Source organism: Nocardia brevicatena NBRC 12119 (assembly GCF_000308495.1).
Classification (GTDB): Bacteria; Actinomycetota; Actinomycetes; order Mycobacteriales; family Mycobacteriaceae; genus Nocardia; species Nocardia brevicatena.
Window position 1 is genome coordinate 100,758 of record NZ_BAFU01000068.1, and the last position, 14,258, is coordinate 115,015.

Below are 14,258 nucleotides of genomic sequence, written 5' to 3' on the forward strand. Positions count from 1 at the left end.
AGTGAACAACGAGACAGAAGGACGCACCGCCGCCGCGCGGTTCCGTCACGACCACCGACTCGGCGTACAACCACTGGGCGACCTGGTCGCGGTCATCGAACAGGCAACCGCGATCGACGTTGCTGTACTTGAGGTCGGCCCGGACGAACATGGCCTGACAATGCGGGACCCGGTGCGCGACGCCGTATTCATCGGTGTCGCGCGCACCCGCAACCCGATGCGGCAACGCAGCACGCTCGCCCACGAACTCGGCCACGTGTTGTTCCAGGACTGGGTAGACGACCGCTCGGGCAACTGGAGCGATCGAACTTCCGCGGAAATTCGTGCCGATGCCTTCGCCCGGCACCTGCTCGTGCCGATCGAGGGCCTGCGTGAGTTCCTCGGCAACCGAGAGTCGGTGACCCGATCCACCCTCTCCGAGGTTGTGCAGCGGTTCCTGGTGTCACCGCCCATCGCGGCGATCGCCCTGCACCAGGCCGAGTACATCGATGACGACACCAAACACGAGTGGATGACATTGACCGCGCCGCAGTTGGCTGCCCGCTACGGATGGAGCGACCAGTACCAGGTGTTGCAGGCCGACTCCGATCAGCGCAGAGCGCCTCAGCGGTTACTAGCCCGGGCTATCAGAGCCTATGAAGAAGAAGTACTGTCTGCACAGGCAATCGCCACTCTGCGCGGCATCACGCTGGAGGCTGCCCACGAAGAGCTGCGCGAAGCAGGTGTCGAGCCCGTACGACGCGAGATCGCCTGGGCCGATGCCGCCGAATTGCCCGATGTCGACGTGGACCTGGCAGCCCTCGACGAGGCCCTCGACGCATCGGTCGATGAGCCCGCCGATCCCCAAGTGGACGGGGACGAGGCGAGGTGAGCCACCCGCCCATCATCGACGCCGGACCCGGACTGAATTTCTTCTCTATCAACCAGGAGCGTCTGCTCATCGGCGTGCTCGGGCGGCTCAGCGCCCCGGAGACCGTGCAAGACGAGATCTTTCGCAAGTCCCGGCAGGACCCACGGTTCCGAGCCGCCGCTTCGGTCTGGCGCAAACTGACGCCTGCATGGATTCAGGTGCTCTCCGATGACCAGACACCCGAACTCGCCGCTGTGGTCCACCGGATCGCCCGGCAATCCATGGAACAACGCCTGCAATCCCCGAAAGACCTGGGCGAGACCATGGTCATCGCACACGCGGTCGTCACCGCAGAAGCCGGTGAGACCGTGACCATCCTCATCGACGACGGACCAGGAACTCGGACTGCCACTGCAGAAATCAACCGGCTGCGACGACTTCACGCCAGTGGTCGCCCTGTAGGGTCGATCCGGCTGGTGAGCACGCTGACAATTCTCGAGCGTGCGGCGGGCGGGCAACACATCCCCGACAAGGCTGCGATGCGCACCATCTACACCCGGTTACGCCGCCTCGATGACGGTCTACCGCCGGTCGAGAAAACCAATCTTCTTCGACTTCCACACTGGTCCTGAGATGCGTTGTTCCCTCCGGCACGCACCGCTCACCTCGTATCAGCGCCGCTCATGAAGACCCTCCACACCGGGCCACTGAGAAATCACTCCTGAATGCCTGTGCGGCACCATGTCGCGCCAACTCCTCTATGCGAACGTGCAGGCGAGGATTCGGTGCCCAACTTTTGTATGAGCCCTGCGCGCTGCAGCGCCAGGATGAATGATCCCCAGACCCGCGGTTCAGGGAGGTCCTTCCAACCTCCTGCTCGCATCCTGAGCTGTATGTCGGCCGCCATGAACTTCTCCCCCTCCGGCAGCGCCAAGATCAGTTGCCGGGCGGTACCCAGGTACGTATCAACGTACGGATCGCGCAGTGATTCAGTCATTCGGCACCTCGGTCTACATGCCGCTATGCTACGTAACTACTATAACCGCACTGCCACAACATATTTCGGTTTCAGGCAACGCCAAATGGCCCGGTCGCCGCGCACCCGAATCCGACCGGATACACCGCCTCGCCGACCAACTCGGCTACCGGCTCGTGTGGCCCTGCGAACGGTCGGCGCTCCGAGTGGTCGATCAGGTACGCAACGCCGGCGCCGACCTGGTGATCCTGCCCGCACCCGCCCATCTGAGCCCGTTCGAACTCAACGCGGTAATGGACATCGCCGACGTCGAGACCGTGCTACCGCGCCTGAGCTTCGCCCGCCGGCCCTCCGCGCAGGAGACACCATGAGCGCCCTGGTAGTAGCCGGCTTCGCCATCGCGATCGGACTGCCACTGCTGGTGATCGCGGCAGCGATCTGGTGGCCCAGACGGTCGGCATACCGAACCGATACCGCACGTTCAGACCGCATGCGAGCACAAGCTCGACTCACGCCCCAACCGACGATTGAGCCGGACAACCGGTGGAAGACGAACCAGAGAGGAGCCGCTCACCTGGAGGTTTCCCATTTAGGTAGCATTTTCATTCCCATTTTCCCATTTCGTTCCCATTTGAGTGCCATGTGCTTATGGCCATCGACCGGCCTGCGCTGATCGACTCCCTGTGCTCGCTGGGCGGCGACTGTACGAACATCGAGGTCAAGTCCGCGACCGGCGGACTTCCGGACTCTTTGACCAGTACATTGTCTGCCTTGGCAAACCTTCCGGGCGGTGGGCTGATCATCCTCGGCTTGGACGAGCGCGATGGTTTCCGGCCGACCGGATGGCCGGATCCGCAGAAGCTGAAACAGGGCCTGGCACAGAGGGCACGGTCGTTCACGCCGCCCGTGCAGTTGACGATCGATGACGCCACCATCGACGGTAAGCCCGTCGTCGCCGCGGTGGTACACGAATGCGCACCGTCTGCCAAACCCTGCCGGGTCGATGCGACCGGCGCGGCGTACCTGCGCGGATACGACGGCGATTTCCGGATGTCCACGCTCGAGGAACAAGCGTTTCTCGCAGCCCGGCAAGCTCCGCATTTCGATCGGACACCCGTAACCGAGGCATCCCGGAGCGATCTGGATGACGAACTGGTCGACGATTTCGCCCGCACGGTCCGGTTACGGGACCGGCATGGACTCGGCCGGTTCAGTGGTGAAGAACTGCTCCGACGCGCCGGAGTGATCACCACCGGCGGCGTCCCCACCCTCGCCGGGCTCCTGGCGCTCGGAACGTATCCCCAACAGTGGTTTCCCCAGTTCGTCGTCCGTGCCGCCGCGGAGCCGGGACCCACCGATCCACCGGGCACCCGGGCACGCAACCAGGTCACGCTGACCGGCCCGATCCCCCGCATGCTGGACGCGGCTTTGGAATGGGCCGGGCAGACCTTCGACACCGCCATCGTGAGCAGACCTGACGGCACCGTCGTCGACGTTCCGTCCTATCCGCTGGTCGCCTTCCGTGAGCTGATCGCCAACGCTCTGCTGCACCGTGATCTGGACCAGTGGTCGCAGGGGATGGCCGTGGAAGTGCGTCTGCGCCGCGATCGACTGATCGTCACCAATCCGGGCGGCCTGTACGGGGTAACGGTCGACCGCCTCGGCAAAGACGCAGTGACCTCGGCGCGAAACATGTGGCTGGTCAACATCTGCCAGTATCTGCGCTCACCGGAATCCGGGAGCCGGGTCATCGAAGCACTGGCGACCGGAATACCCACCATCGCTCATGCTCTGAAAGCCGGCGGGCTACCGCCCGCGCAGTACAGCGATATGGGCATCAGGTTCACCGCCGTTCTGCGAACCACGGCAGATCCCCGAAAGTTTTCAGGCGAAGCGAAACAGCGACAGACCGTTGCGCAGTCGACGGTAGAGCGAAGGTTCGAGGCAATAAATCCAGGTACCACCGCGTTGAGCCCGACCCAGGTACGAATCGCCGAAATTCTCGCGACCGGCCCACACGATACGTCCCAGCTGCAGCCCTTGCTCGAGCTGTCCACGTCCACGATCCGGAAGGCTCTACGTGGAATGCGGGATGCGGGAATCGTAGTTCAGACCGGTGGCCGCGGTCGGCGGACTTTCTACGAGCTCACCGACCCCGACGAGTCCCGCGAAGACCGGCGCGACCCGGTATGAGGTAAAGGCTCGAATGCCCGCTGGTGATCACGGCGACGATCTGGTGGCCCTGGCGGTCAACTCACAAACGGGCATTGCGGACTGTGACGGCGATGCGGCGAAGCCTGCCTCGTATCCGGCCGTCGGTGTCGGGCGCCAGTGTCACGCCGACCGTGTCGGCGATCCGGTCGGCTACCGCTGCCACCGGAGTCGTGTCGGTCCAGATATGGTCGGCGAATTCGGGCTTGCTCAGCTGCTCGAGGCAGAAGTCCAGCCTGTCCACCGCGAACTGTTCCGCACGCAGCAGTAGATCGCCCTGTCCGACTGCGCGCAGGATGGGAGCGAAGCCGAGCCCACGATCGCGCAGACGATCCAGAACTGTTTCCCGACGGGCCAACAACGCGAAATGACGCACGTCGTGGCCGGATTCGCGCAGCCGTCCGACCGTCTCGTCGAAGTATCGGGGGTCGGCGACGGTCATCGGGGCGATCACCACACCCTCGTGCTCGCGAAGCACATGGTCCAGTACCTCGAATACGCCTTGTCGCCAGCTCGGATAGTCCTGGAAGTCGGCCCGGAGCTTCGGCGGCATCATCCGGTGCAGCCCGTATCCCACCATTTCCGGGTCGCACACGACACTGCCGGGAAGCCGGCGGTGCAGCTCGAACGCGGTCTGTGTCTTTCCCCCGCCGAAGGGACCGTTGATCCAGAGCAGCATGGCTACGACCCTAGCCACATCATAAGCGAGATCATCTGAGCGGTGCGCTGTATCCAGGGTGCACATTGGGCGTGAGTCCAAGGCTTGCCGCGACCTTACCGAGCAGCCGGGCCAACTCTTCTCGCTCCACTTTGCTCAGTGCCGTTGTCATATCACCCTCGTGCGCGGCACCGATCTCACGCATTTGCCGCATAACGGTTTGTCCTTCGCCGGTCAGCCGGAGCTCATGGGTGCGGCGATCGCGGGTGCTGCGACTTCTCGCAACCAACCCCTTCTTCTCCAGACCGTCGATCAGGACCACGACCCGGCTCGGGACAACGCCGAGCTTCTCCGCGAGTGCCTGTTGGCTCAATCCGGCTTCGGTGGCGATGAGGCGCAGGATCCCCACGTCACTCGGCTGCAGGGCCAGGGCTTCCAACCGTTGCGCGAAGCGTGCCGCAGCGAACGCTCCGATCTGGGAGAGAAGGAAGGCCACGGGCTGCGCGGTTCCGCGTTGCTCCGGTCGCTTCGAATCGTTCGCCATGCCGCCATGCTAGCGTAGATGAATCATTCTGTGCTATGAATAATTCATGTCACATACACATATTCTGACCGGCCGCGTCGCCCTCGTCACCGGGGCATCCGGTTCGATCGGCGCGGAGGTCGGTCGGACGCTGGCGGCACTCGGAGCCGATGTCGCCGTTCACGGCCGGACCAAAAGCGTTCTCGACGACCTCGCCGCCGAGCTCCGAGCCACAGGCTCCGCGAGCGTCTCCTACGTCGGGGACGTACGAGACCCGGACCATCTGGCTGCGACCGCGGCTGATGTGGAGCGATCGCTGGGACCGGTCGACATCCTGGTCACCCTCGCCGGTGGGGACGGCGCGCCGGCTCCCACCGCCTCCCTCGACGCCGACAGATGGAGAAACGTCATCGACAGTGATCTCAACTCCGTGTTCTTCACTGTTCGAGCAGTACTACCGGCAATGATCGAACGCGGCAAAGGTCAGATCGTGACCGTCGCATCCAGCGTTGGTCGTCGCCCCTCCCGAGCCAATGCGGCCTATGCGGCGTCCAAGGCAGGCGTCGTCATGCTCACCGAACACCTCGCCAAGGAATACGCGCAGTCAGGAATCCGCGCGAACTGCGTGGCGCCCTCGATCGTTGAGACGACCAAGCTGCGTGACCGGGTGAGTCCGCCGCAACTGGACGCAATCGCCGACCATGTGCCGCTCGGCCGGATCGGCCGGCCGATCGACGTCGCGGAAGCAATCGCCTTCCTGGTCAGCGATCGATCGTCATGGATCACCGGAACAACGCTCGACATCACCGGAGGAATGACCCTGTGACCACCACAACCAGCAGCAGGCCAACCCGCCGGTCCGGCCCACCGCTACCACCCATCGCGATCGCCACAGTCGCCCTCTTCATGGCCTCTCTGATCCTCCCGATCATTCTCGCTGCGGGCGCCACCTTTCCATCGCCCTACTCGGACGAGGCCATGATCGTGGACTACTTCCGCAGCAACACGACCCCGGTGCTCATCGGAGCTCTGTTACAGTTCGCCGCTTCCATTCCACTGGGCATATTCGCCGCCACCGCCTCGGCGCGGCTGAACCACCTCGGCGTTCGCGCCCCCGGACCCACCATCGGGCTTGTGGGCGGGATCCTCGCCTCGACATCAATGGCGATATCCGCGCTGATCACCTGGACCCTCACAAGACCGGAAATCCTCGACCACACCGAACTCATCCGTCTTCTTCACGATCTCGCGTTCATTACCGGCGGCCCTGGGTTCATCGTCCCCAGTGGCCTCCTCCTCGCCGGAATCGCCGTGCCCGGCCTGATCGCCCGGCTCCTACCGCACTGGCACGCCTGGGCAGGACTCGTCATTGCATGCCTGGCCATGATCGCGACTCTGACGGTAGCGATCGGCGAGCTCTCGATCCTGCTCCCCGTTGTGCGCTTCCCTTCGCTGGCATGGATCGTCATCGCCGCATTCCTTCTTCCCACCCATCGCGCCGCCACCAGGAGAAAGGATCCCCGATGACCCACCCGCTGCTCGAGAAATCGATTCCAACGATCGGAGCAGCCGCTTCCCTTCGCGCAGCATCCGAAGCCGACGCCGAACGCCGAGTGGAGCGCCTTTCGACCAGTCCTCGCCCGGCCGGCGCCCGGCGCCATCGGCGCATTCGACCCACAGGAGCAGACATGACAAATCCGATGCTGGAGAAGCTCGTACGCTTCCAGCGGCCCGAACACACCCTGCCCTTCGCGCAAAGCCTGAGCGCACCGACGCTCGCCGGCATCTTCGGCGCCGGCGAATCCGAGTACCACGAAGTCCTCGAAGGACTCGGAAATCGACTGAATGACGCAGCAACACGGATCTCCCTCGACCCGCGGGTCGGTTCACACCTACGGCATCTGCCGTTCGAACCCGGCGACCGAATTGTGGTCATCGGCGAGAGCACCACCGCGGACCGACTCTCCTGGTTCGAAATTCTGCGTACCCTCCTCGAAACGCGACGCCCAGAACTGCGACTCGGTTTCGCCAACCTCTCATTCCCCGGCGCCACCACCACTCAGATGCTTGCCCGGCTATCGGCGATTCGCCGGCACCGAGCAGACTGGATCTTCTGCATGCTCGGCAGCAACGACTCCCAACGGCTCAGTACTCCGGATGGGCCGTTGTTGGTGAGCCGAGAAGAAACGCTGCGAAACCTCGCCGAACTACGCGCACGCGCGATCACCGACGACAGCACCCACTGGATATGGGTGGCACCCACCCCCATCGAAGAAGCCAGAGTCAACGCCTTCCCGTTCTTCCGCCAATCCGGAATCACCTGGACGAACTCCGATCTCGTCGAGCTCACGGCGGCCTTACGGAATATGGCCGATCCCGTCGTCGACAGCGCATCCGCGGTGGATGCGGCAGGCGCCGACGCCTTCACCGAAGACGGCCTGCATCCCGGCATCGCGGTTCACGAAGCGCTCGCGGTACAAGTCCTGCACGAACTCGTCATAGGAGGAGCGCGGTGAAGCTCCTCATAGTCGGTGCAACGGGCGGTACCGGAGCCGCGCTGCTCGGCCAGGCTGTCAGCGAAGGGCACGACGTCACCGTGATCACCCGATCTCCGGAAAAGCTCCCCAGGGTCGAACGCTCGTCACTGACGGTCGTCCCGGGCGACGTTCTCCGCCCCGGGCCATGGCAGGAATTCGCCTCCCGGAACAACACCCTCCTCTCCTGCCTGGGAAGCACCGACCGTAAGCAGCCCACCACCGTCTATTCCGCCGGCACCCTGAATATCCTGTCCGCAATGGGTACAAGTCCGACGCGGCGAATTGTCTGCCTGTCCTCGGCCGGTCTCGACATTGCTCCCGGCACTCCGTTTCTCCAGAAAACCGTCACCCGGTTGCTCATCCAAAGGCTTTACCGCCATGGCTACGCCGATATGAGACGAATGGAGGCAGTCCTGCACGCTCAGGATGTCCGCTGGACAATCGTGCGACCGCCCATGCTCACCGACAAGCCGGCCTCCGGCAGGTACCGCACTGCGATCAACACGCATGTGCCGAATCCCGGATCCATCGCCCGCGCAGATCTCGCCCACTACATGCTCACCGCCGTCGAGGATCCGGCAACCTGGAAATCGACCGTGGAAATATCGGCGGGACCGTAGCGCCCGTATGCTCCGGATCGCCGGTTGGGTAACCCGCTACCGGTCCGAGCCGCACTCGACCCGAGCAGAGCCTCGCACGCCGCCCGGTTCGCCGCGTCGAAGTCCATCACACGAACCTCGCACGCACGTTCCACCGGCTCATCGAAGACCGGCGCGTGATCAGGCTTCACCTTCGCCTCCCTGTAATTCCGGATAGAACGCCTACCAACGAGTGGTCGGGTGCCGGGTCAGCCGATTGGCAGGGCACCGAGGATCGGTATGAAACCCCAGTCCATGATGCGTGTGGCATCGGCTGTCGCGGCGGCCAGGTCATGGGGTGAGCTGTTCAGCACCACGCCGATCAGCCGCTGTGCGCCCCGGGAGGCTTCGAACAGCAGGCAGGTCCCGGCGGCGTCCGTGGATCCGGTCTTGATGCCCGTGGTGCCCGGATACTCGCGGAGTAGTCCATTGGTGGTTTCCCAGACGTGGTCTCGGTTCGCGGGACCGGCGGGCTGGTGATAGGTCCGCGCTTTGACGATCTCCCGGAAAACCGGGTGGGCCATCGCGTGGCGGCCGAGCTTCACCAGTTCCGCGGGTGTGGAATACGTGGAGAAATCGCCGGGGGCGGGGAGGCCGCTGGGGTCGCTGAAATGGGTGCTCGACATCCTCAGTCGTCGCGCGGTGGCGTTCATCTTGGCGATGAAGGCGTCTTGCCCAGGTCCGTAGGCCTCGGCCAAGGCGTAGGCGGCATCGCAGCCGGAGGGCAGCATCATCGCGTACAGCAGTTGGCGTGCGGTGAGCACTTCGCCGGGAGCCAGGTCGGCGGTGCTTCCGTCGTAGGCGGCGGCATAGTCGATGGCCTTCCGCGACACCGTGATCGGGCGCTCGAGGTCGCCGGCCTCGAGCACGACCACTGCCGTCATGACCTTGGTGATACTGGCGATCGGGACGCGGGTGTCCGGCTGCCGTGACCACACGATCAACCCGGTATTGGCCTCCGCCAGCGCCGCCGTCGGCGCCTGTACTCCCTCTGGTTGGAGAGTCAGTGGAAACGGAAGCCGAGCCTGCGAGACGCCCGGAGCCGGGGCGGCCGCGACGGGGGGAGCGAATATGGCGAGTATTCCGACGAGGGCCGCCGGCAGTACACGGGCATAGGATCGCATCGCCACATTGTGTCGCCTGACCTCGTCGAACAGTGGGATTTCCGATCCGGAGGCGTGGCCGGCGATGATGCGGCCCAATAGAGCACGACCCCATCCCGATCCGCGCACAGCGATCGGCGAGGACACACAAGCCGTGGCAACTACGACAGGCCGCGGCCTCAGGGTACGGTGTCAACCGCCCCCGATCACGGTGTGGTATTCCTGCTGACAAATCTGGATGTTTATCGATGAATTCCACCGCCGAAAAACTTGCGGACCTACACAAGAAGCTCGAGATCGCGCGGGAACCGGCCGGAGAGGCGGGAGCCGCCAAACGAGCACGTAAGGGCATACCATCCGCCCGCGACCGCATCGACATGCTGCTGGACCCGGGCACCTTCGTCGAAATCGGCGCTCTCGTACGCAACCCCAACGACGCGGACGCCCTCTACGGCGACGGTGTGGTCACCGGGCGCGGTTTGGTGGACGGCCGACCCGTCGCCGTGTTCTCCCATGACCAGACGGTGTACGGCGGCACCGTCGGCGAGATGTTCGGCCGCAAGGTCGCCGCGATCATGGAGCTGGCGGGGAAGATGGGTTGCCCGCTGGTCGGTATCAACGACTCCGGCGGCGCGCGCGTCCAGGAGGCCGTCACGTCGCTGCGCTGGTACGGCGAGTTGGCGACCAAGATGGAACCGCTCTCGGGCGCGGTGCCGATGGTGTCGCTCATCCTGGGCAATTGCGCGGCCGGCGCGGTGTACCAGCCGATCTGCACCGATGTCGTGGTCGCCACCGAGAGCGCGCACATGTTCGTCACCGGTCCCAAGATCATCGAGGACGCCATCGGCGAAAAGGTGGACATGGAGGAGTTGGGCGGTGCCTACAACCAGGCCGCCTACGGCAATATTCACCATGTCGCCGAGGACGAGCCGGCCGCCTTCGCGTGGGTCCGCAACTATCTGAGCTACCTGCCGTCGAGTGCCGTCGAGCTCCCTCCGATCGTGAACCCCGGCCTGGAGCCGGAGGTCACCGAGTCCGATCTGACGCTGAACACGCTCGTCCCCGACTCGGACAATGCGGTCTACGACATGCACGACGTGCTGTTGCGGATCTTCGACGACGGTGAGTTCCACGAGATCGGCGCGGCCGCCACCACGAATCTGATCACCGGTTTCGCCCGCGTCGACGGCAGGCCGGTAGGTGTGGTCGCCAACCAGCCGACCGTGCTGGCGGGTGCGCTCGACGCCAAGGCCAGTGACAAGGCCGCGCATTTCATCCACATCTGCAACGCCTTCGAGATCCCGCTGGTGCTGGTGGTCGACACCCCCGGTTTCCTCCCCGGCGTGGAGCAGGAGAAAGCGGGCGTCATCAAGCGCGGCGGCCGATTCCTGTTCGCCTACGTGGAGGCCACCGTCCCCAAGGTGACGGTGGTGATCCGCAAGGCCTACGGCGGCGGGTGGGCCGTCATGGGCGCCAAGGCCCTCGGCTGCGACGTCTACCTGGCCTGGCCTACCGCCCGTATCGCGGTCATGGGTGCCGAAAGCGCCGTCGGTCTGACCCAGCGCAAGGTCCTCGACGCCACCCCCGAGGACCAGCGCGCCGAGCTCCGCCGGCAGATGATCGACTTCTACAACACGACCGTCGCGACCCCGTGGATCGCGGCCGAGCGCGGCTACATCGACAGCGTGATCGAGCCGTCAGCCACCCGGCTGGAAATCCGGCGTGCCCTGCGCCTGCTACGCGACAAGAAGGTCATCCGCTACCCGCGCAAGCATCACCTGTTGCCGCTGTAAAACCGACGGGGCTACTCGGACCGCACACGATGATGCGGACGCTGCCGACCGCGCTCCACCCCTACGGGTAATTTCGTCCAGCACGACATGTACGCCGTCGACGGGCCGAGACTGCACGAGCATGTCGTGCAGTCCTACAGCGCCGGCGAAAGTTCATCGGGCGCCCGGGTGTCGGTCGGCGGTGCGCAGGGGCGCGCCGACGTGGTGCAGGTGCCTCAGCGCCTCGCGGTACGAGGAGATCAGCCCGGTCTCGTGGTATGGCACACCGATCTCGGCGCAGTAATCGCGGACGATTACCTGGGCGTGACGCAGGTTCGGTGTCGGCATGCTCGGGAACAAGTGGTGCTCGATCTGATAGTTGAGCCCACCGAGGGCGAAGTCGGTCAGCACGCCACCCCGGACGTTGCGGGAGGTCAGCACCTGACGACGTAGGTAGTCGGGGCGGTCGTCGCCGGTCAGGGTCGGCATGCCCTTGTGGTTCGGGGCGAAGACGCAGCCCATGTACAGGCCGAACAGCGCCTGGTGAACAGCGAGGAACGCGAAGGCCTTGTCGGCGGGCAGGACCGCGAACAGTGCGGCCAGATAGACGGCGAAGTGGCCGATGAGCAGCACACCCTCCAATCCGCGGTGTTTGAGCGATCGATTTCTGAGCGCCCGTACGCCCGCCGCATGGAGGTTCAGGCCCTCCAACATCAGTAGGGGAAAGAACAGGAATGCCTGTGCCCTGCCGATGAGACGAGGCAGACCACGGCTGGCCCGCGCCTGCCGTTGTGACCAGATGAGAACGTCGGGCGCGACATCGGGGTCGAGTTCCTCGTGGTTCGGATTGGCATGATGCCGGGTGTGCTTGTCCTGCCACCAGCCGTAGGCCAGGCCTATTCCGGCGTTGCCGACGACTCGGCCCACGATCTCCGTCGGTCGCCGCAGCCGGAAGACTTGGCGGTGCGCGACATCGTGCATGACGAGCGCAACCTGAGCGCAGGTCACGGCCATGAACGCCGCGACCATGAGCGTCCACCACGAGTCGCCGACGAGGACGAACGCCGCCCAGCCGGCCGCGAACGCGCCCCCGACGAGGCCGAGCCGGACGGCGTAGTAGACGGGACGCCGGTTCATCAGTCCCGCGTCGGATATCCGACGTAACAGACGGGCGTAATCACCGTCGGCGCCGCCGCGCCGCGATGACCGTGGAGAGGACTCTGGGGCCAAGGCCGGTGTCGTCATAGATCTTCCTGATAGTTGAGTCGGGGATCCCACCTCTACCCGTTTCGATGCCCGCCGGTCGATCCCGATCGGAGATCTGATCCAGCGGGCACTGCTCGGTGTGCAGGGGCGGGGTGACGATTTCGTTGAACCGAAGCTATCGGTCGGATTCTCGTTCCGGGTCATCCCTTGGTATGGCGTGGAATCGCACTGCGGTGTGATATCGGATGTCCACCGCAGACCGAGATCCGTGGCTTGCACGGCAACGGACGAACAAAAACCACATGGCGTTCGGGTACGACGCCCACCGCTGCCCGGGCGCACCGCCGGCGCGGCTCGAGGCCCAAGTGGCCCTTCCCGCGCTCTTCCAGCTGTTCCCGCACATGAAATTCGCCTGCGCGGATCGGCTTTTCTGCCGAATCTCACCAACGGTTGCGTGTCTCCTCCGCCCAACCGACCACACCGTCGAGATTCAGCCGGCGCCCGTCGTCGGTCCAGGCGCGGCCGAGGAAATCCCCGAAACACTGGTGGGTGTCATTGGCCACCACGAGTAGGCCGGTCTTCGCTGTTCGAGTATGGAACGGCCGGAATTCGGCTTCGACTCGTTCGCCGGTAATGTGCCAGGGCCGCAGCCAATTCTCGCGATCGTAGTCCCAACGCAATTCGTCGCTGATCTTGTGGATCCGGCCGTCGACGATGATCGCGTTCTCGGTACTGCCGGTGCCGTCGGTCCACGTGCCACCGAACTGGATTCCCAAGCCGGGCCTGCTGCCGGCGGCCCAGTTCCAGGTGATCGCGTACGGCCATTTGCCGCGACCGTGGTCCAGCACCGCGAAGGCGTCATCGAAGACGTATTCCCGTGCCCCCACCGTGAGCGTCCCGAAAGCCGGCCTCCCCACATCCTTGACCGTGTACTGGAAGCGCCGTCCACTCCATGGCACGACCACGCCCAGCGATTCGTGACCGGAGGGCAGCTCGGCGCGGGCCGACAGACGCACGCCGGGCGCACGGGCCTCGATTCCGGTTCCGGACTCGTCGTTCGACAATTCGATGTCGATACCGCCACCGCGCACCGAGCTGACCCCTACACCACTGCGCTCGCCCAGTACCGCTCCCCGGGCGAACGGCACCACTGCGTCACGCGCGATCTCTTCGCCGGTTTTCCTGTCGAGTACGTAGATCCCGTACACCCCGGCGTAGTCGAGCGAAGACGCGACGATCCCGACAATGTGGCGCGGTGTGACAATGCCCCAGTACTCCCAGCGCTTGCCGCGGCCCCACCCCTGTAGGTTGGCCCGATGCAGGGGCCGCCGCGTCCACCCGACGGCGGCCGGGTCGAGCCGGCCGTCCGGGCGGCACAACTCGACGGGCACGGTGATCTCGCGTTCCGTTGTCATCCCCGTCCACAGCTCCTCGAAACTCGCCGACACCGCCTACCTCACAGCAGAGGACGCTACTCGGTCACACGACCGTATCGGAGAACAGCGATGGTCGAGTCCGAATGCTGCTCAGGGCAGGACGCACGGCGGGCCGCCGTCACGACGGCACCGAAAGCCGGGCGAACGGACACTCGGGTCAGCGGACCGCTCGGACCCGACAGGGAGCCGGCCCGTGAGTCCGATGATCTCCGCGGGGGTTTCGGCAATCGAGCATCCCTCGGCCACAACCCGGTGGGCGTGGTGCGGGGAACCGCGGTCCGGCCGGGGAACCAGGACGACACCGCGTTCGAGGTGTGCGTGCAGAGCCCCTGCCTTGTGGGCACCGAT

14 protein-coding genes are annotated in these 14,258 nt (G+C 65.0%); 9 read left to right on the forward strand and 5 right to left on the reverse strand.

What is annotated here, in order from left to right:
* Position 1: 1 nt before the first annotated feature.
* The 4 genes from ON20_RS18570 (at position 2) to ON20_RS18585 (ending at position 4,019) form a co-directional block, all read left to right on the forward strand.
* On the forward strand, positions 2-871 hold the full coding sequence (locus ON20_RS18570; protein WP_040837142.1) for an ImmA/IrrE family metallo-endopeptidase: 870 nt from the start codon (positions 2-4) through the stop codon (positions 869-871).
* Complete coding sequence (locus tag ON20_RS18575) at positions 868-1,482, forward strand: PIN domain-containing protein (protein WP_040837143.1); 615 nt, start codon at positions 868-870, stop codon at positions 1,480-1,482. Before ON20_RS18570 ends, ON20_RS18575 begins: the two co-directional genes overlap by 4 nt.
* A 352-nt stretch (positions 1,483-1,834) precedes the next feature.
* Positions 1,835-2,197, forward strand: a complete 363-nt coding sequence (locus tag ON20_RS18580) for a hypothetical protein (protein ID WP_245547308.1) — start codon at positions 1,835-1,837, stop codon at positions 2,195-2,197.
* A gap of 277 nt (positions 2,198-2,474) precedes the next feature.
* Positions 2,475-4,019, forward strand: a complete 1,545-nt coding sequence (locus ON20_RS18585) for an ATP-binding protein (RefSeq protein ID WP_051162768.1) — start codon at positions 2,475-2,477, stop codon at positions 4,017-4,019.
* A 61-nt stretch (positions 4,020-4,080) separates the two neighbouring features.
* Here ON20_RS18585 and ON20_RS18590 read toward each other — a convergent pair whose 3' ends face one another.
* Together ON20_RS18590 and ON20_RS18595 are read right to left on the reverse strand one after the other, a co-directional pair.
* Positions 4,081-4,734, reverse strand: coding sequence for an AAA family ATPase (locus ON20_RS18590; protein ID WP_218002552.1), 654 nt, complete (start codon positions 4,732-4,734; stop codon positions 4,081-4,083).
* Positions 4,735-4,747: 13 nt separating this feature from the next.
* On the reverse strand, positions 4,748-5,239 hold the full coding sequence (locus ON20_RS18595) for a MarR family winged helix-turn-helix transcriptional regulator (RefSeq protein ID WP_051162770.1): 492 nt from the start codon (positions 5,237-5,239) through the stop codon (positions 4,748-4,750).
* Between the two features lie 46 nt (positions 5,240-5,285).
* Here ON20_RS18595 and ON20_RS18600 point away from each other — a divergent pair, with 46 nt between their 5' ends.
* The 4 genes from ON20_RS18600 (at position 5,286) to ON20_RS18615 (ending at position 8,375) form a co-directional block, all read left to right on the forward strand.
* Positions 5,286-6,044, forward strand: coding sequence for an SDR family NAD(P)-dependent oxidoreductase (locus ON20_RS18600; protein ID WP_040837148.1), 759 nt, complete (start codon positions 5,286-5,288; stop codon positions 6,042-6,044).
* Positions 6,041-6,745: a hypothetical protein gene (locus ON20_RS18605; RefSeq protein WP_040837149.1), complete on the forward strand. Its 705-nt coding sequence runs from the start codon at positions 6,041-6,043 to the stop codon at positions 6,743-6,745. The genes ON20_RS18600 and ON20_RS18605 overlap by 4 nt, the downstream gene beginning before the upstream one ends.
* Positions 6,746-6,906: 161 nt before the next feature.
* The gene (locus ON20_RS18610) at positions 6,907-7,734 is read left to right on the forward strand and encodes a GDSL-type esterase/lipase family protein (protein WP_157228893.1); all 828 of its coding nucleotides are present in this window, start codon (positions 6,907-6,909) and stop codon (positions 7,732-7,734) included.
* On the forward strand, positions 7,731-8,375 hold the full coding sequence (locus tag ON20_RS18615) for an NAD(P)-dependent oxidoreductase (protein WP_040837152.1): 645 nt from the start codon (positions 7,731-7,733) through the stop codon (positions 8,373-8,375). The genes ON20_RS18610 and ON20_RS18615 overlap by 4 nt, the downstream gene beginning before the upstream one ends.
* A 227-nt stretch (positions 8,376-8,602) precedes the next feature.
* On the opposite strand, the gene ON20_RS18620 is transcribed toward ON20_RS18615, so the two are convergent.
* A complete protein-coding gene (locus tag ON20_RS18620) occupies positions 8,603-9,517 on the reverse strand; it encodes a D-alanyl-D-alanine carboxypeptidase family protein (protein ID WP_040837298.1) in 915 nt (304 codons plus the stop codon).
* 227 nt (positions 9,518-9,744) lie between these two features.
* Between ON20_RS18620 and ON20_RS18625 the strand changes: the two genes are divergently transcribed.
* Positions 9,745-11,289, forward strand: a complete 1,545-nt coding sequence (locus tag ON20_RS18625; RefSeq protein WP_040837154.1) for an acyl-CoA carboxylase subunit beta — start codon at positions 9,745-9,747, stop codon at positions 11,287-11,289.
* A 153-nt stretch (positions 11,290-11,442) separates the two neighbouring features.
* Here the strand turns inward: ON20_RS18625 and ON20_RS18630 are convergent, their stop codons facing one another.
* Together ON20_RS18630 and ON20_RS18635 are read right to left on the reverse strand one after the other, a co-directional pair.
* Positions 11,443-12,513 (reverse strand): fatty acid desaturase family protein, encoded by a 1,071-nt coding sequence (locus ON20_RS18630; RefSeq protein ID WP_040837156.1) that lies wholly within the window; start codon positions 12,511-12,513, stop codon positions 11,443-11,445.
* A 401-nt stretch (positions 12,514-12,914) separates the two neighbouring features.
* Complete coding sequence (locus ON20_RS18635) at positions 12,915-13,922, reverse strand: DUF2804 domain-containing protein (RefSeq protein WP_245547309.1); 1,008 nt, start codon at positions 13,920-13,922, stop codon at positions 12,915-12,917.
* Between the last annotated feature and the right edge of the window lie 336 nt (positions 13,923-14,258).

Excerpts from the sequence above, each read along its gene's own strand:
- ON20_RS18595 (WP_051162770.1), bottom strand. The coding sequence starts at position 5,239 with ATGGCGAACGATTCGAAGCGACCGGAGCAACGCGGAACCGCGCAGCCC.
- ON20_RS18620 (WP_040837298.1), bottom strand. The coding sequence starts at position 9,517 with ATGCGATCCTATGCCCGTGTACTGCCGGCGGCCCTCGTCGGAATACTC.
- ON20_RS18600 (WP_040837148.1), top strand. The coding sequence starts at position 5,286 with ATGTCACATACACATATTCTGACCGGCCGCGTCGCCCTCGTCACCGGG.
- ON20_RS18625 (WP_040837154.1), top strand. The coding sequence starts at position 9,745 with ATGAATTCCACCGCCGAAAAACTTGCGGACCTACACAAGAAGCTCGAG.
- ON20_RS18630 (WP_040837156.1), bottom strand. The coding sequence starts at position 12,513 with ATGACGACACCGGCCTTGGCCCCAGAGTCCTCTCCACGGTCATCGCGG.
- ON20_RS18610 (WP_157228893.1), top strand. The coding sequence starts at position 6,907 with ATGACAAATCCGATGCTGGAGAAGCTCGTACGCTTCCAGCGGCCCGAA.
- ON20_RS18585 (WP_051162768.1), top strand. The coding sequence starts at position 2,475 with ATGGCCATCGACCGGCCTGCGCTGATCGACTCCCTGTGCTCGCTGGGC.